This window comes from Lujinxingia vulgaris (genome assembly GCF_007997005.1).
Lineage (GTDB): Bacteria > Myxococcota_A > Bradymonadia > Bradymonadales > Bradymonadaceae > Lujinxingia.
In genome coordinates this window covers 25,114-40,963 of record NZ_VOSL01000051.1, presented here as the reverse complement: position 1 = coordinate 40,963, position 15,850 = coordinate 25,114, and the positions used below count along the sequence as shown (strand labels likewise).

The window sequence follows — 15,850 nt, the reverse complement described above, 5'->3', positions numbered from 1 at the left end:
CTTTTTTGTGGGGGTGTAACGCTGATCTTAGTCGACGCAGTACCCCATCTCGGCGTGGCATTTGCCCTCTACGCAGAAGCCCACGCCGGCGCATTCGGCGTCGGTCGTGCAGGAGGTGCGCAGGCAGGTGTTCTCGGAAGAGCAGGAGAAGTTATCGGGGCAGCCGCCATCCTCGCAGGCGATCGCTTTGCAGTGGCCGTCTGCGGCGCAGAACTCGGCCTCGGCGCAATCGGCGTCGGCGGTGCAGCCGGGCAGGCAGAAGGTATTAAAGCCGTCGCAGGCGCAGCGGGTCGTTTCGGCGCGGCGGCAGACCTCGTCGGTGCCGCATTCGCTGTCGTCGCCGCAGGCGGTCATCTGACCGGCGGGCACGCAGGTGCGTGGCGCGCAGTAGGTGTAGCGCTCATGTTGCACGGGCGTCAGGCAGGAGTTGCTCCCGAATGCGTAGCAGTCATCCTCGACGTTGCACATGCCCAGATCGTTGGTGGTAGCGGGCAGGGTCAGGTCGAAGTCAAAGCCGTTGAGACACCATTTGGTCTCGCCATCGGAGTCGAGCAGGTGCAGGACCAGGTCGCTGATTCGGCCGGTGACCGAGGCCCCGGCGCGGGTGCCGATCGCGCTGAGCGTCATCTCGCCAGAGGCGGTGTAGAAGAAGGTTTCGCAGGTGAAGGGGGTGGGGTCGGCGCCGGGATCACAGCCGGTCCATCCGTTCACAAAGGCGTTGATCGGCACGTCCTGCTCGGGGGTGCTCATCACAAAGGGGTCGTAGTCGGCCAGATCGGTGCTGCCGCCCTGGGGCCAGTAGATGACCAGGCTGCGGGTTTTGCCGTTCTCGTCGGCTTCGCCGTGGAAGATGGCGTTGATGCCGTTGTGGTCATAGCGCGCCACCTCAAGGGTGCGAGGGCCAAACCCGCTGAAGTCGCAGCCGGGCACGGGGTCGTCATCCCCGACGTCGGGGGTGTCGTCGGCGTCGGGGGTGTCGTCGGCGTCGGGGGTGTTGTCGGCGTCGGTGTCGTCGGCGTCGGGGGTGTTGTCGGCGTCGGTGTCGTCGGCGTCAGCGTCGGGGGTGGTGTCAGCGTCGGGGGTGTCGTCGGCGTCGGGGGTGGCGTCGGTGTCCGTGTCAACCACTCCGGTGTCTGGGGAGGTGTCGGTGTCACCATCATCCGAGGAGCAGGCCAGGGGGCTGGCGAGCATCAGCAGCAGAAGGAGGCCGAGGGTCTGGCGAGTGAACATGTGCATGGTTGGAACCTGTGTGATGTGGGTTTGAGCGGAGGCGGGGTGATGACGACACCCAGACCCTCACCCACCTGCTTCAAGCGCAGATGGGTGAAGGGTAGGCGTCGATCAATAGACCCGGCTGCGTGGGCGGCAGCCGGGCTTTTCGGTGTTCAGTAGCGAGAATCAGAACTGAGAGGCGCAGGCGCCAAAGCTCTCGTAGCAGCGACCTTCGACGCAGCGGCCGTCTACGCAGTCGTCATCCATCATGCAGGTGGTGCGCTCGCAGATGTTGTCGATGGTGCAGGAGTAGTGGGCGGGGCAGTCGGGGCTGGCGCCGAGGCCCTGGCAGGGGATCGGGCCGCAGTGGCCATCGTCGCCGCAGGCCTCGCCGGCTTCGCAGTCCATGTCTTCAACGCAGCGGGGCTGGCAGATGGGCATCTCCGCGCTGCAGGCGCATTCGTGCATCGGCGCGCGCTGGCAGACGCCGCCGGCGCCGCAGGACGCGTCGTCCAGGCAGAAGGTCAGCTCGGAGTTGCAGCTCTGCGGCGGGCACATCGCAAAGCGCCGGGCCTCCTCCGGGTCAAAGCAGGAGCTGCCGCCGCAGTCCGCATCGACGCGGCACTCGCCAGGGGCGGGCACGTTGGAGACGACGCCAAGATCGAAGTCGAAGGCGTCGATGCACCAGCTCGTCTCACCCTCGGAGTCCACAACGTCCATCACCAGCTCGGAGAGCTCGCCGGTGAGCTGCTCGCCAGTCTGCGTGCCCAGGGCGCTGAGGGTCAGGTTGCCCGACTGGTTGAAGTACGAGGCCTCGCAGCTGTTGATCGAGGGAAGCACGCCGGGGGTGCAGCCGGTGTAGCCGATCACCACAACCGTGTTGGTGCTTCCGTTGGCAAAGGTGGGCAGCACGTAGGGGTTGTAGTCGGCCACGTCGCTGCTGGCGCCGCTGTTGAAGTTCCAGTTGATGATCAGGCCGCGGGCTTTGCCCTGGCCGTTAGCTTCGCCCAGAAAGGACGCCTTAAGCGAGTGGGGGGCCCAGACGGTGGCGTCTTCCAGGGTGAGGGCGTCAAAACCGTTCTGCGGGCAGCTCGGGTTGGGGTCGGCGTCGGGGGTGGTGTCGGCGTCGGGGGTGTCGCCGGCGTCGGGGGTGGTGTCAGCGTCGGGGGTGGTGTCAGCGTCGGGGGTGGTGTCAGCGTCGGGGGTGGTGTTGGTGTCGGTGTCCGTGTCGACCACTCCGGTGTCTGGCGAGGTGTCAGTCTCACCGTCGTCGGAGGAGCAGGCCAGGGGGCTGGCGAGCATGATCAGAAGGATGAGGCTGAGGGGGCAGTTCGGGCGTTGAAGCATGGTCTTCTCACTCTTGTGGGGTAGGTTCAGCATTCAAAAACGAGGTCAGGTAACATATTATTACAGTTGGAGTGTGGCAATAGGTAATTTGTCTAAAATGCCGTGAGGCGATGCCATAGGCCAGGTTAATCCAGGGGGAGGCCCGAGGCCCTCATGATCCCCCACATCTCCTAAACACCGCATAAACACTCGCGCTCACAGCCTTCCCCGTTTCCCTCCCAGCCCCACCTTGCGCAATCGTCCTCAATTTGATCGACTGGCCACCGACAACAGCGATGAAACTCGAAGACAAGGACGAGCGCGATGGAAGCGACCACGATGATGGCAGATCTGACGTTGAGCGATGAACTCCAGGACGTGGATCTGGGCGATAAACGGCGCAACGAGCGTTACGTCAGAATTGCCGGACGACTGGCCGCGCAACCCGATAAATCGGTTCCTGATGCGATGGAAAATCACGCTGAGGTTGAGGCCTATTATCGCCTGATGAGCAACGATGCGGCCGAGCACCAAACCCTTCTTGAGCCGCATTTTGACAAGACTTCCCGGCGCAGCGAAGCGTCGCAAACCGTGCTGGTGGCGCACGATACCACCGAGTTTGCGTACGCCATTCACGACGAGCCATCTCGGGAGAATCTTGCGCGCCTGCGGGCGAATCAGCAGGGCTTTCACTGGCACGCTTCGCTGGCGGTGAGCGCCGATGGAACCCGCGCGCCGCTTGGACTTGTCGCCAGTCGCCCCTACGTGCACGCCTCGCAGATCGAGGGCCAGGAGGCGCTTAGATTTCTGGCGCGCGCAGAATGGACTTCTGGACAATGAACAGGCGCGCTGGCTCGACGGAGTAGAGGCTGCCGAAGCCAGGCTGGAGGGTGTCGACGAGGTGATTCACGTCATGGATCGCGAGGGCGATGACTTCAACACGCTCTTTCCGATGGTGTTCTCCGGCTATGGATTTGTGGTGCGTATGACCGGCGATCGCAACGTCTCCACCGGCCCAAAACGCAGCGAGAAAGCGCCGCTTGAGGCGGTTCTCGATAAGGTCGAATGGTCGAAATCAATGCGCACCATAAAGCTCTCCGCCCGGCCCAAACGCAAGGCCAGCAAGTCGCACCGCGCTCGCCGTTTCCGCAGCGCTCGTCTCAAGATCCGCGCCACCCGGGTGGAGCTTCGTCGCCCCGACAATCTGCCGGCGGCCAACTCTCCGGCGCGCTTCGGTGTGAACGTCGTCGAGGTCAGCGAGATCCGCGCGCCTGAAGGCGAAGATCCGGTGCGCTGGCTGCTCGTCACCGACCGCCCGATCGACACCGACGAGGACTGCTGGCAAATCGTCGACTGGTACCGCGCCCGCTGGCAGATTGAGGAGTAATTTAAGGCACTTAAGACCGGTGCGGCCTACTCCAAATTGCAGCATCGGAGCGCCCACACGCTGCTTGCCGCGTTGAGCGTCAAGGCGATGATCGCCTCGAATCTGCTCGTGATCCGCTACCTGGGCCGCAACCACGAAGACGTCGAAGCCAGCGGTTGGATCACCCCCGCACAGCTCGCGATTTTGAGGATGAAACGCCCCAAGATCATGAAGCGAAAAGCCACCGCCGGACGCATTATGGCGGCGGTCGCCTCGCTGGGCGGGCACATCAAGAACAATGGCCCGGCGGGCTGGCAGGTGCTCGGCCGCGGCTGGGCTCATCTGCTGGAGTTGGAGCAGGGCTTTCTGATCGCGAAGCAGATGATGGAGGAGATGTGATCAATCATGAGCCGTCGGCCGCCTCCCCGGAGATATTCACCTTTGAGGGAGGCGGCCGGGTGGGGCGTTACCAGGTGCAGCCGAAGACTCCGGAGCACATCAGGTCGTCTTCCAGGGCAACATCCTGGCAGGAGATGGCGCTGCCGGTGCAGGCCTCTCGCCAGACACATCCCTGGCTTTCGCAGAACGCCTGCCCCTGGTCCGTGACCTGAGGAAGCTGGCAGTTCTCCGGGTAGAAGGAGAAGCCTGTTCCTAACATGCACCGATCCTGAGCACTGAAGTACTCGCATTGTTGGTTCTGCTGGCACGCGGTGGCGTCCAGAGCGGCACATTCCTCCTGGGTGGGGTAGGTGCACCGACTCCCGGTGCTGCAGCCGGAGTCCGTGCACAGCTCGCCTGCGGGAAGGTAGGCGCACTCGGTCTGACCGCCGCCACAGGCCGGGTCGCCGGAGTCATAGGACTGGCAGGCGTCGGCGTCGAAGACGAAGGTGCTCGTAAATTCGAGGTAGGTGCCGCCGAAGCTGTCGTCGAATTGGCCGGAGATGACGATGTCGACGGTGGTGATGCCCTCGGCGTCGGTGGTGAAGTCGGCGCTATAGTCCTGCTCGAAGAGGGGGCGAGTGTGGCAGGTGCCGTTGTCTCCGTTGAAGGTATGGATGAGGGGGATGGCCAGGCCTGACCAGGGGCCGGGATAGGCCGTCTGGCTGACCGACCCGTTCTCGTCGTAGTCGAAGACCATCAGGGGGAGGACGTCTTCTTCGTCTTCACAGCCGGAGACCGGGCTGGGGACGCGGGCCTGAAGGCGCAGGCCGGTGTCGTCGATCTCGCAGGCCACGTCGATGGTGCTGTTTGTATAGTGCTCATCGAATTGCAGGCTGCCGGCCTGGGCGCTGTCGATCATAAGCTCCCAGGACCAGGAGGCCTCAAAGCTCGGAGTGTCTCCAGAGTCGGGGTTGTCGCCGGAGTCCGGGGTGTCTCCAGAGTCGGGGTTGTCGCCGGAGTCAGGGTTGTCGCCGGAGTCGGGGTTGTCGCCGGAGTCGGATGTGTCGCCGGAGTCGGATGTGTCGCCGGAGTCGGACGTGGTGTCGGCGTCGGTGGGATCGGAGTCACCACTGCAGGCCGAAATGGCCAGGGCAAAGGTGATGAGAAGGGCCAGTATGCGTGGGTTCATGGGTGTCACTCCAGGTGTTCTGCGTGAGCGTTAAGGCCGGGTGATTTAGCGACGCGTTGTCATGAATCACCCGGGTTGATGACGTGGACTTAGAGAAGCTCGAGTACCGTGTTGCTTTGCCGGGCCACGGCTGCTGTGGCCTTGCGCGTTCCTTTGCCATTTCCGGAAGTGGCCGCGTTGGCGCCGGGAGGGAACACGGTGGTGGGGCCGCCGGGGACTTCGAGGAAGTTTTGGGAGAGTCCGCCGTTGCCGTCGTCAAAGAGGACGATGGCGCCGGCGCGTTCGGAGGAGCGGACGACGAGGTCTTCGAAGCCGTCGCCGTTGAAGTCGCCGGTCTCCAGGAGGCGGAGCTCCTGGTCGGCCAGGGCTTCGGGGAGGGTGAGCTCTTCGAGCACGACTTCGAAGATGACGGCTTCAGACTCGCCATCGGTGCGCGATGAGGCGTGGAGGTTCGTCCCCACACGTCTTTTCTTGATTGCGATGCGTTTGATCTTGCCGCGGAAGGGAACACCGCCAGCGGCCGCGGAGTGTTGCAGGATGTTGGAGCCGGGGCCCTGGCCGCCCACGAAGATGGGGTTCTCCGAGGAGAGCGGTTCGTCGTCGAGGAGGACGTCGAGGGGGGCATCGCCCTCGTCGCCATTGCCGCCGGCGCTGCGCATGACGAGGCCCTCGCTGCCGTAGGTGAAGACCAGGGGGCGAGCGGCCTGAGCGGCGGTGAGGGTGGCGAGGACCTCGTGGTGATCGCCATCGCCAGAATCTTCGGTGGCGATGCGGGTGGCCGGGGCGCTGACGACGGTGTGAACGGTCGTGTCGGAGAGATCGAAGGCGGGGTCGTCGAGGGAGAAGCTCAGGGGCTCGTCGGCGCCGATGGCCTGCGCGAGCCGGGCGGCGGTGAGGGTGAAGGTGCCGGACGTACTCCCGACGGTGTCGCCGCTGACGCCCTCGCTGAACTCGACAACAAGCTCAATTTCAATAAAGCCGCTTTCCTCCTGAGCCTCGTCGTCATCGTTGTCCTCGCTCTCGGCGTTCTGGAAGACCACGGCCGTGTTGGCGTCGCCGGTATCGATGTGCAGCAGGCCAGGCTCGGAGATTTCACCCCGGGCGTTGAGGGTCCAGACGGCGTGGGTGGCCCGCTCGTGGCGGACGTTGATGAGGATCATGGCCACGTCGTCGGCGGCGGAAGCACCCGGAGCGTCGACGATGATGGGCGGGGCGGTCAGGCTGAGGTCGATCTCTCCACCTTCGCCTTCCCAGGGCGGGCCCTCGCAGCAGAGGGGGACGCCGTCGATGAGGATATCGCCGCCGCCGCAGCAGGCGGCGACCGACCAGGTGGAGCTCGTGCTGCCGGGGGCCAGGTTCAGGCGCCAGCCATCGGGGGTAAAGTCCGTGACGGGGAGGCTGCAGTCGCCAGCGGTGGTGCAGGAGGTGCTCAGGTCGCTGACCTTGTCCAGGCGCATGGTGCCGTCCGGGAGGAGGGTGCGCATGGCGAGGTCACCGGCGGTGAGGCCAGAGTGTCGCGAGGGCACCAGAGGCGTCACCGCGGTGGGGGCGCTGGGCGTCTCAGCAGCCTCGCCGCCAAGCCCAGTCCATTCGACGCGCAGGGGAGCGCCGGTGGCGGAGTCGTTGCAGAGGATGGCGAGGCTGGAGGGGCTGCTGGCGAGGATGGACCGGCGGCCGTCGGGGCGGCAGTTCTCGGGGAGGTTGAGGTGATCGACCTTCCCGTTAACCATGCCTTCGCCATCGACCTCAATCGACGCCAGGGCACGCTGGTTCTCCCGGGTGATCTCGACGAGAAGTCGGGTGTCGGTGCTGGCGAGTAGCTTGAGTTCGAAGGGGTACTGGACGCCGAAGCTGGCGAGGGAGGCCGAGCCCAGGGCTTCGCCGGAGGTGGTGAGGAGGTTGAATTGCCGGGCCTCGTCGACAAACCAGATACGCGGGGTGTTCTGGATGGAGGTCAGACCCACCTGCCCCTCGGCAAGCTCGGCGGCCGGGGTGGTGCCCAGGGCGTCGAGCTGGTTGCTCAGAATGACGGCGTCGGGGTCGAAGCCGTAGCCGAGACCGATGATGGCGAGTGTGGCGTTGGCGGTGCGCATCAGCGCGGTGCCGTGCTGGCGCCGTCCGCCGGGAGCGTCGCCGGGGGTAAAGGTGATCCCGAGAAGTTCGGTGAGCTGCGGGCCCTCGTAGCTGCCCGAGTCCACTCCCGCGCTGCGCTCGAAGTCTCCGGCGGCGTCAAAAAGGACGGTCGTGCCGGTAAAGACGCCCTCGTCCGGGTCAAAGCTCCACGCATCCAATTCGAAATAAGGGCCCGTCTCCCGGGAGATCGTCGATCCGGAGAGGTCCTCGTCATCGACGTCCAGGGTCGCGTGAACCGTGGCTTCGCCCTCGTCGTTGACGCTAACGATCTCGATGCCGCCGCCTTCGGCGGCGCGCATGGTCCCGGCGATAAGTCGGCCTTGTTCGGTCGCTCTGACATAGAGGTCGAGGCCGCGCTCCGAGAATGCAGCCGGCAGCCGCGAGATGTCTCGGTTCGGGATGAGGTCAGCGATCTGTTGCGCCGAAAGCGCCCAGCGGATGGGGACTTCCAGCGGTTGGCCCGACGCGTCTTCAAGGGTCAAACGCTCTGGGCCAACATGTTCGTTGGCGACGCCTTCGGGGGCAGTAAGACCGCCCAGGCTGAGCGAGCAGGCGTGCAGCGCTTCGGCCGGCACACAGTCGAAGGCCTCGACGCGAAGGGCAGGCTCATCGCTGCGGGTGCGTTCCCCACGAAAGGCGATGGACTCACCGAACTGCCGATTCGGAGGCAGGGTGTCGCAGAGGAGCTGAAGCTCCAGGGCGTGCTCCGCCTGGTCGAGGGCGTAGGTCGCTGGTGAGGCGGACGTAACCTCGCACAGGGCAAATGCGTCCGGGCTGACGTCGGGCTCGTCTGTGCCCACGTCCGGATCTTCGATCGGAGGCCTGTCATCGAGGTCGTTGTCGGGAGGGGGGCAGCCGGTCGTGAGGAGTCCGAGCGCGGCGATGGCGGTTAGATGGGCGAAGGAGTGCAGGGTTTTGATCGTCATGACGGCTTTCCAGATCGGTATGTTTAAGGGGGTGAGATCGAAGAAGGGATCGTCATGAGGCCACGACAGGACATCGCAGCCTCATGACACGACGATCGGCTACCAGGGCGCGACGCGGTGCATGAAGAGGGCGCCGGCGCGGGTGGTGCCAAAACTGTTCATGTCGCCGTCGATGCCGCTTGAATTGCCGGATTCGTGGTAGGCGCCGATGGCCAGGTGTTCGCCGCTGGCGCTGAACTCGGGGTCCTGGCCGTAGCGGATGCCGTTGATGGAGTTCGGCGCTTTGAGAAAGGCCGAGTAGGTCCATTGCCCGCCCTCAAAGGCGAAGAGGAAGACGGCGCCGGAGGCGGGGAGGTCCCAATCCTGCTCCTCGCCATTGAGGCCGACGGCGCTGCTGTCGTCGAGGAAGGCGCCAATGGCGAGCATGGAGCCGTCGGCGTTGAGGCCTAATCCCTGTCCGAAGGCGGGGTTGTGGCCCTGACGGTTGAGGGGGGATTTGATGTAGGCCTCCTGGGCCCAGGTGCCGTTGGTGCGGCGGAAGACGTAGACGGCGCCGCTTTGCTGGCCGTTGTTCATCTGCTCGGCGTCGATGCCGCTGGCGTTGCTCTTTTCGATGGGGGCGTTGACGGCCAGGACGTCGCCCGCCAGCTCGACGCGGTAGCCGAAGCGGTCGCGGGTGTCGGTGTTGGAGGCTTTGATATAGGCCTCTTGCGTGCAGCAGCTGACGCCGGGCTCAAAGCTGAAGACGTAGACGGCACCGGCGTCGTACTCCAACCCTTCGGGGTTCGTGGTGTCGGTGGGGTTAACGCCGGTGGCGGTGCTGTCTTCGTACTGCGCGCCGATCGCGATGGTGGTGCCGTCGACCGCGACATGGCCGCCGAAGCCATCGCCGCCGCTGGCGTTATCGGCCTTTAAGAACCCGACCTCACGCCAGCCCGTGTCGGCCTGGTCGTCGCGGAAAAAGACGTAGGCGGCGCCGGAGTCGGTGGCGTTGAAATCTTCGGGGTCGTCGAGGCTGTCTTCCAGCGGGGCGCCGACGACGATGGTGTTGCCGTCGGGGCTGATGTCGACGGCAGAGCCGAAGCGATCGCCGCCGCCGATCAGGTCGGAGGCTTTGAGGATGGCGCTCTCGACCCAGGCATCACCGCTTCCGGTGGTCTGACGCTCAAAGACGTAGACGGCCCCGGCGTCGGGGTGGGTGTTTTCGGTGGGGTTATCGGGGCCGCTGTCCTCATTGGGCGCGCCGACGATGAGGGTGTCGCCGCTGGCGTCGATGGCGAGGGCGTGGAGGCCGAAGTTATCGCCCACGCCCTGGTTGGAGGCGGTGATCTCGGAGTGGAGCGACCAGGTCTCATCGTCCCGGGTAAAGATGTGGACGGCGCCGTATTCAGAGAGGAGATCGAAGCCGGTGGCGCCGGGGGCGTCGTCATAAGGGGCGGCGGTGACGAGGACGGTGGCGTCGGCGTTGATGGCGTTGGCCTGGCCGAACTGGTCGTCGCCATTGGGTTCGGCGGCCTTGAAGTAGGTGCCGTTGAAGGCGTCGCAGTCGACGCCGAGGATGGTGAAGCAGGCGTCGTCGCTGAAGCATTGGGTGTCGGGACCGGAGGCGTCAGCGCCTTCGACGCTGGAGAGCTCGGCACCACAGGGGACGCAGGTGTTGGCGTCCACGCGCTCGTCAGCCGCGCAGAGGATGGGGTCGCAGGAGGTGTCTTCGCCGCTCGGGTCGTCGCCGGCTTCGTTGGTGGTGCCCGCGGGGCAGGCGGTGCAGGTGCCGGCGTCGACGTATTCGTCAACCAGACAGGGGGGAGGATCGAGCACGTCCGAATCTTCATCGGTGTCGGTGTTTTCGCCGGCATCCGCATCCGGGGAGCTTCCCGCGTCGGTGTCGGGATCGGCATCCGGATTCTCCCCGGCGTCGGCGTCCGCATCGCCATCCGAGGCGTCTTCGACGTCGCCCGGATCGCCGGCATCAACATCAGGGGTATCGGCCTCCTCCTCGCCGCCACACCCCAACGTGGGGGAGAGCGTGAGAAGGGCGGTCAGGAGCAGCGGAAGGAGTGAGCCGGAGGGCTTGGGATGGAGCATGAAACACCTCATACACAGGTTGGTTTTGTGACGAGATGTATCAAAGCAGGTGTGCGCCTCGGCCTGAATGGTCATTGCGTCCAGCCCCCCCACCATCCCACGCGGGGGGCATATCGCAGTATGATGAAGCTCCGGGGATCAGGGTTCTGGAGCGTGCGAGCCCTGCATTCACCCCCCCCTCACCCCCGCTCGGCGGACACCGAGATCGAGGATGAGGGGAGACGAAGCGGACGCTCAGGGGTGGGGCTCGTCGATCACGTCGATGATGAAGGGCACACACCCGAACGAGCTGCTGTGGATATGCTCCATGCGCAGCAGGTAGTCGTAGGTGCCCTCTTCGGTATAGGCGATGCCCAGGGTCAGGGGGCTGGGGGCGTTGATGACGCCAAAATCAGCGCCCAGGGTGATGCCGTCTGCGTTGGTGAGGGCGAAGCGGTAGGGCACGAGGGAGCGCACGACGTAGTAGCGGGCGGTGCCGGAGGGGACGAAGTGGCTGTACCAGTCGTTGTCATCGGTGCCGACGTCGGGGGAGTAGAAGCTGCCGTAGAATGGCGAGTCGGGCAGCGGAACGGCGTCGAGGGAGCGGCCGCCGCCGGGGGTATTGGACGAGCAGGTGTAGGTGTCGTCGAAGGTGATGTTGATTTCGTAGGGGGTGCAGCTCTGGCCTTCAGCGGCGCGCACGCGAATGAAGGTGGGCTCCAGGTCGTCGCCAAACCAGGGCTCGAACCAGCCAGGAGACGTCTTGTTATCGTAGGCGCCTCGCCAGATGGCCGAGCCCTCCGGCGTCTTGCCGAGCTCCTCGCTGTCCCAGTAGGGATCTTCGCCGGCCTCATCGCTGTATCCGGCGACGCGTTCGATCTCGATGCCCGCCGCGTCGAGGTCATCGTCGTCGGCGACGAGCTCAAACTGCCAGAAGCCCTCGGGGTCGGGGACCTCGATGCGGTAGTAGTCCCACTCGCTGTCGGCGACTCCGGAGATGGCTTCGCCAACCGCGGTGGCGATGGGGGCGTCGAAGGACGAGGTGCCCGCGCCATCCGGCGTGCAGTCGTTGTTTTCGCCGGCGTCGGGGTCTTCTCCGGCGTCGGTATCTTCGCCAGCGTCGGGATCGTCTCCGGCGTCGGTATCTTCGCCAGCGTCGGGATCGTCTCCGGCGTCCGAGTCCTCGCCGGCGTCGGCGTCTTCGCCTGCATCAGACTGCACGGGAGCGGGGTCATCGTCGGCCGGGGCATCCTCGCCACAGGCCGGCGCGAGCAGAAGAAGCGGCAGCAGGCTCGTCGCAAGAACAAAGGTCGTGAAGGGAGTTGCACGCATGAAACACCTCGATACAAAGCGTCGTTGGGGTTGTTGTGACAATTCGTATCAAAGGGCAGGGGCCGCCTGGCGAGCCATAGTCATCGTGTCCATCAGCCGACCGCCGCATGCAGATGAGCGCGTCCGAAAGGGCCATTCACGCGTATAGTCAATTCGTCTATCAGGGGGCCGTCGGCTGTCAGCGCCGCCGCCGACGCCTATAATGAGGGACCTACAGCACCCTGGAGCTTCACCCGCGTGGTTCGACGAGCGCGCGGCGAGCTTACGGCATCATGCGAGGAGCGTTTTGAGTCACGTTGTACAGATTGCCCACGCCGCCTACCGCCTCGATGGCGATGACGAGGGTTGGCTCAACGAGCTGGTCGAGATGATGGGGCCCCGGCTTGATCGGGGGCGAGGATTTGTGGGGTTTCGCTGGCGGGTGGACGAGGGGCGAGTGATTCCCGAGGAGTTCATCACCCGCGGAGGTTGGGAGGGTGACGAGACGATGTTTCGGGCCTTGTTGCAAAACCTCGACCCGACCCGGGCGCGCCTGGCCTACGAGCAACCCTATTGCTACCGCAGCCTCTCGGAGATCGCGCAGGCCCACCCGGCCTTAGAGGATCTTCGCGACGACTCGGATATGCAGCGGCTGGCCCATGATCGCGACGTGATCGATTTTGAGATGCTGCGGGTCGATGAGGCGCGCTGCCAGGGGTGGATGTTCAGCGTGATGCGCGACGAGGTCGCGGGTGTGGAGCCGGCGCGCCGTGCCCTCTGGGAGCATGTCGCCGCGCATATCGCCGCCGGCGCCAGGCTGCGTCAACGCCTGGATCGGGCCGATCTCGATGGCGCCGCCGCCATCTACGATCCTCGCACCGACCGCCTGGAGGTTCGCGAAACCACGCTGAAACCCGCCGCGCGCCGGGAGACGATCCGCACCATGATCGCCGCCCGACGCCAGGCCGACGCTCTGGCCGAGCACCGACCGCTGGAGGCGATGACGCTCTGGCAGGGGCTGGTGGCCGGGCGCTGGTCGTTGCTGGATGTGGTCGACAGCGACGGGCGCACCTACACGATCCTGCGGGAGAACGCCGTCGATGTGCGCAGCACCGTGCGTCTGAGCGAGCGAGAGCGGCAGGTCGCCTATCTTGTGGGACGCGGCCACCACACCAAGCTGGTGGCCTATGAGCTGGGGCTCTCACCCTCCACGGTGCGCTCGCAGCTGCGCTCGGCGATGCTCAAACTCAATGTCGAAGGTCGCGCCGGGCTGATTCGCCTGGTCAGCTCGGTTTTTGAAGCGCCGAGCCCCGTCCCGATGGAGGACAGCGCGCTGCTTGCGCTCGCGGACCGGCCCTGCGACCTGCCGGCGCAGCTCACCGAGGCGGAGCGCGATGTGGCGCGTCAGGTCTACGAAGGCCTCAGCAATGAAGACATCGCCGCGCGTCGGGAGACCTCGTCAAGAACGGTCGCGAACCAGCTCCGCGCCATCTACACCAAGCTCGGGCTCAACTCGCGCGAGGAACTCGTGCGACGGCTTGGTGGCGGCGACTTGAGCTGAGCCCTCGCCTTACGCGGCCCCGTCGGCCGCCTCTTCTTTGGTTGGCTTGAGCCGGCTGCCCAGGCTGAGAATCGCCACGATGATCGCGCCGATGATCACGCCCAGGATGCCGTCGAGCCCGTAGCGCAGCGCTCCGGCAAGCGGGCCGGCGGCGTGCGCCAGGTCGTGAAAGAGGTGCTCAATCGGCGCGATATTATGCGAGAAGATGCCCCCGCCGACCAAAAACATCGCGACCGTGCCAAAGATCCCTAAGCCCTTCATGATCTTTGGCGAGGCGTTGAGCAGGAAGCTGCCCAGGGCGCTCTCGCCATTGTTTTTCTTGATGAGCTTGAGGCCCAGGTCGTCGATCTTCACGATGCCCGCGACCAGCCCGTAGACCCCCACGACCACGATCACGCTGATGGCGATGAGCGCGCCGAGCTGGGTGACAAAATCGCTGGATTGTTCGGCGACGGCGGCCAGGGCAATCACGATGATCTCGGCCGAGAGAATAAAGTCGGTGCGGATGGCGCCCTTGATCTTCTCTTTCTCAAAGGCCACCAGGTCGACCTTCTCGTCGCGGGCGGCCTTGACGAGCTCTTCCTTCTCGTGGGCCTCTTCCTCTTTATGAAAGAGCTTGTGGTGGACCTTATGCGCCCCCTCGTAGGCCAGAAAGGCGCCGCCAACGAGCAGAAGCGGGACGAGCAGCCAGGGTAAAAACGCGCTGATCAGCAGGGCGGCCGGGATGAGGATCACCTTGTTGATCGCCGCTCCTTTGGCCACGGCGAAGATGACGGGGAGCTCGCGCTCGGCACCAAAGCCGGTGACCTGCTCGGCGTTCACCGCCAGGTCATCGCCGATGAGGCCGGCGGTCTTTTTGGCGGCGACCTTCGTCATCACCGAGACGTCGTCGAGGAGCGTGGCGATATCGTCGATCAGCGTAAGCAGGCTTGTTCCGGCCATGGCAATCCATCCTGAATAAAGTCGTTTTGAAGTGTGCCGTGCGCGCCAGACTCTCGCTTTAAGTCGCGCAGACTGCAACCCCTGCGTGGGAGCGGCCTTCGACCCCGGGTCAGCTTCGCGATCGACCCAGGGTCGAACAATCCCCTTTATTTATGCGCCTTTGAGGCGTTTTCGTAGGGGCGCCCCTTGTGGGCGCCCGCGCGTAATCCAGGAGACCGAGCTTCAAGGCCTGGCGAGCAACGCAGTCCGGTTGCGCCGAACCCCCGAGCGCCCTAACGTATCTCCACTCGCAGTAAAAACCTGTCGACTCGCCCAGTGGGGGCGGTCCCTTTGCATGGAGAGAACCATGAGCGCACATGTGCAGTTGACGGACCTTCTGAACTATCGCCAACCCACCGCCGGCGCGATGCTCTTTGCGCTGCAAAAGCAGCACGCGCGCCTGAGTCCGCAGGCCGGGCAGCCGGCCGAGATCGATAACGCGGCGCTCAAAGGCATGGTCGAAGAGGCCATCGCCGTGAACACCAAAAACCGGTCGCTGACCTTCGACTGGCGAAATCAGCGCAAGACCGCGCCCCTGCAACGCGAGGGCATCGCCGAGGTCGACGCCCGCGCCGACCGCGCGCTCAGCCAGCTGGCGCGCGCCATCGCCAACTGGGCCGAGCTTGAGCTCGACCACCCCAACCGCCAGATGGCCCGCACGATGCAGGCCGCGCTCTTCCCCGAGGGCGTCGGGGTGACCACGTCTCTGCGCTACGAAGACCAGAACGCCGCCATCGATGAGCTTTTAGGGCGCCTTCACAGTGACTACTCCAGCCAGATCGACGCGCTGGGCCTGCAGATCTACGTCACGCAACTGACCACGGTGAACGCCGAATACACCGAGCGTCTCTCGGGGCTCAAAACCAACGCCATCACCTACGACCAGGTCCAGGAGGCCCACCGCGTCGGGCTGGAGGCGTATTTCGCCGTGATCCTGCGCGTGTGGAACGACTACCTGCACGACCCGGCCACCCGCGCGAAGCTCCTGGCCCCGGTCGAGGAGCAGGAGCAGCGCGTGCGCGCGTATTATAAGCGCCGGCGCATCGCCCCTCCGATCGACCCGGAGACCGGCGAGGTGCTCGACGAGGTGGCGAGCGACCCGAACGCGGGGGAGCCGGCGGAGCCGGTCGCCGAGCCGGTCGCCGACCCCAGCCCCGCGCTTGATACGCCCTGATCCGCGCCGAACGCTCACCACGACGCCCCGGACCGCTTGATGCGGCCCGGGGCGTTTTTGCGTCGGGGCGTTTTGAGATTTTATGCCAGCCGCAGGGCCCCGACCCCTCCAGGCCCCCGATCTGCATACCCCCTGCGCCGCCGCGTTTTTCAAAAGAGGGGGGATCCCGATGCCCCCTTGAGACCCCCGGGGGCTCTGAGGCTGGCGTTTTCTGCCGGCCGCAGGG

At 65.3% G+C, this 15,850-nt stretch carries 12 protein-coding genes; 5 read left to right on the top strand and 7 right to left on the bottom strand.

The window, feature by feature from the left end; all coding sequences use genetic code 11:
- Nucleotides 1-27: 27 nt before the first annotated feature.
- Entirely contained in the window at nt 28-1,236 is a 1,209-nt protein-coding gene (locus FRC96_RS22105; RefSeq protein WP_230470164.1) for a hypothetical protein, read from the bottom strand.
- A 162-nt stretch (nt 1,237-1,398) separates the two neighbouring features.
- A complete protein-coding gene (locus FRC96_RS22100; protein ID WP_230470163.1) occupies nt 1,399-2,559 on the bottom strand; it encodes a hypothetical protein in 1,161 nt (386 codons plus the stop codon).
- Nucleotides 2,560-2,862: 303 nt separating this feature from the next.
- Here FRC96_RS22100 and FRC96_RS11405 point away from each other — a divergent pair, with 303 nt between their 5' ends.
- From FRC96_RS11405 to FRC96_RS11395, 3 genes are all read left to right on the top strand, one after another.
- The gene (locus FRC96_RS11405) at nt 2,863-3,378 is read left to right on the top strand and encodes an IS4/Tn5 family transposase DNA-binding protein (protein WP_146974621.1); all 516 of its coding nucleotides are present in this window, start codon (nt 2,863-2,865) and stop codon (nt 3,376-3,378) included.
- Nucleotides 3,379-3,439: 61 nt separating this feature from the next.
- Nucleotides 3,440-3,925 (top strand): hypothetical protein, encoded by a 486-nt coding sequence (locus FRC96_RS11400; protein WP_146974620.1) that lies wholly within the window; start codon nt 3,440-3,442, stop codon nt 3,923-3,925.
- Nucleotides 3,926-4,012: 87 nt separating this feature from the next.
- On the top strand, nt 4,013-4,303 hold the full coding sequence (locus FRC96_RS11395; protein WP_146974619.1) for a hypothetical protein: 291 nt from the start codon (nt 4,013-4,015) through the stop codon (nt 4,301-4,303).
- A gap of 67 nt (nt 4,304-4,370) precedes the next feature.
- Here the strand turns inward: FRC96_RS11395 and FRC96_RS11390 are convergent, their stop codons facing one another.
- The 4 genes from FRC96_RS11390 to FRC96_RS11370 form a co-directional block, all read right to left on the bottom strand.
- Nucleotides 4,371-5,474, bottom strand: a complete 1,104-nt coding sequence (locus FRC96_RS11390) for a hypothetical protein (RefSeq protein ID WP_230470162.1) — start codon at nt 5,472-5,474, stop codon at nt 4,371-4,373.
- A gap of 89 nt (nt 5,475-5,563) precedes the next feature.
- Complete coding sequence (locus tag FRC96_RS11380) at nt 5,564-8,533, bottom strand: hypothetical protein (RefSeq protein WP_146974617.1); 2,970 nt, start codon at nt 8,531-8,533, stop codon at nt 5,564-5,566.
- Nucleotides 8,534-8,632: 99 nt separating this feature from the next.
- Nucleotides 8,633-10,618, bottom strand: a complete 1,986-nt coding sequence (locus FRC96_RS22650; protein ID WP_283808929.1) for an FG-GAP repeat protein — start codon at nt 10,616-10,618, stop codon at nt 8,633-8,635.
- Between the two features lie 234 nt (nt 10,619-10,852).
- Nucleotides 10,853-11,929 (bottom strand): hypothetical protein, encoded by a 1,077-nt coding sequence (locus FRC96_RS11370; protein ID WP_146974615.1) that lies wholly within the window; start codon nt 11,927-11,929, stop codon nt 10,853-10,855.
- A gap of 286 nt (nt 11,930-12,215) precedes the next feature.
- Between FRC96_RS11370 and FRC96_RS22090 the strand changes: the two genes are divergently transcribed.
- On the top strand, nt 12,216-13,469 hold the full coding sequence (locus FRC96_RS22090) for a helix-turn-helix transcriptional regulator (protein ID WP_230470161.1): 1,254 nt from the start codon (nt 12,216-12,218) through the stop codon (nt 13,467-13,469).
- Between the two features lie 9 nt (nt 13,470-13,478).
- Here FRC96_RS22090 and FRC96_RS11360 read toward each other — a convergent pair whose 3' ends face one another.
- Nucleotides 13,479-14,411, bottom strand: coding sequence for a DUF808 domain-containing protein (locus FRC96_RS11360; RefSeq protein WP_146974614.1), 933 nt, complete (start codon nt 14,409-14,411; stop codon nt 13,479-13,481).
- A gap of 346 nt (nt 14,412-14,757) precedes the next feature.
- Here FRC96_RS11360 and FRC96_RS11355 point away from each other — a divergent pair, with 346 nt between their 5' ends.
- Nucleotides 14,758-15,624 carry a DUF6261 family protein gene (locus tag FRC96_RS11355; RefSeq protein ID WP_146974613.1) on the top strand — a complete coding sequence of 289 codons (867 nt, stop codon included), beginning with the start codon at nt 14,758-14,760 and terminating at the stop codon, nt 15,622-15,624.
- Nucleotides 15,625-15,850 lie beyond the last annotated feature (226 nt).

Excerpts from the sequence above, each read along its gene's own strand:
- FRC96_RS22105 (WP_230470164.1), bottom strand. The coding sequence starts at position 1,236 with ATGCACATGTTCACTCGCCAGACCCTCGGCCTCCTTCTGCTGCTGATG.
- FRC96_RS22100 (WP_230470163.1), bottom strand. The coding sequence starts at position 2,559 with ATGCTTCAACGCCCGAACTGCCCCCTCAGCCTCATCCTTCTGATCATG.
- FRC96_RS11405 (WP_146974621.1), top strand. The coding sequence starts at position 2,863 with ATGGAAGCGACCACGATGATGGCAGATCTGACGTTGAGCGATGAACTC.
- FRC96_RS11395 (WP_146974619.1), top strand. The coding sequence starts at position 4,013 with ATGATCGCCTCGAATCTGCTCGTGATCCGCTACCTGGGCCGCAACCAC.
- FRC96_RS11390 (WP_230470162.1), bottom strand. The coding sequence starts at position 5,474 with ATGAACCCACGCATACTGGCCCTTCTCATCACCTTTGCCCTGGCCATT.
- FRC96_RS11380 (WP_146974617.1), bottom strand. The coding sequence starts at position 8,533 with ATGACGATCAAAACCCTGCACTCCTTCGCCCATCTAACCGCCATCGCC.
- FRC96_RS22650 (WP_283808929.1), bottom strand. The coding sequence starts at position 10,618 with ATGCTCCATCCCAAGCCCTCCGGCTCACTCCTTCCGCTGCTCCTGACC.
- FRC96_RS11370 (WP_146974615.1), bottom strand. The coding sequence starts at position 11,929 with ATGCGTGCAACTCCCTTCACGACCTTTGTTCTTGCGACGAGCCTGCTG.
- FRC96_RS11360 (WP_146974614.1), bottom strand. The coding sequence starts at position 14,411 with ATGGCCGGAACAAGCCTGCTTACGCTGATCGACGATATCGCCACGCTC.
- FRC96_RS11355 (WP_146974613.1), top strand. The coding sequence starts at position 14,758 with ATGAGCGCACATGTGCAGTTGACGGACCTTCTGAACTATCGCCAACCC.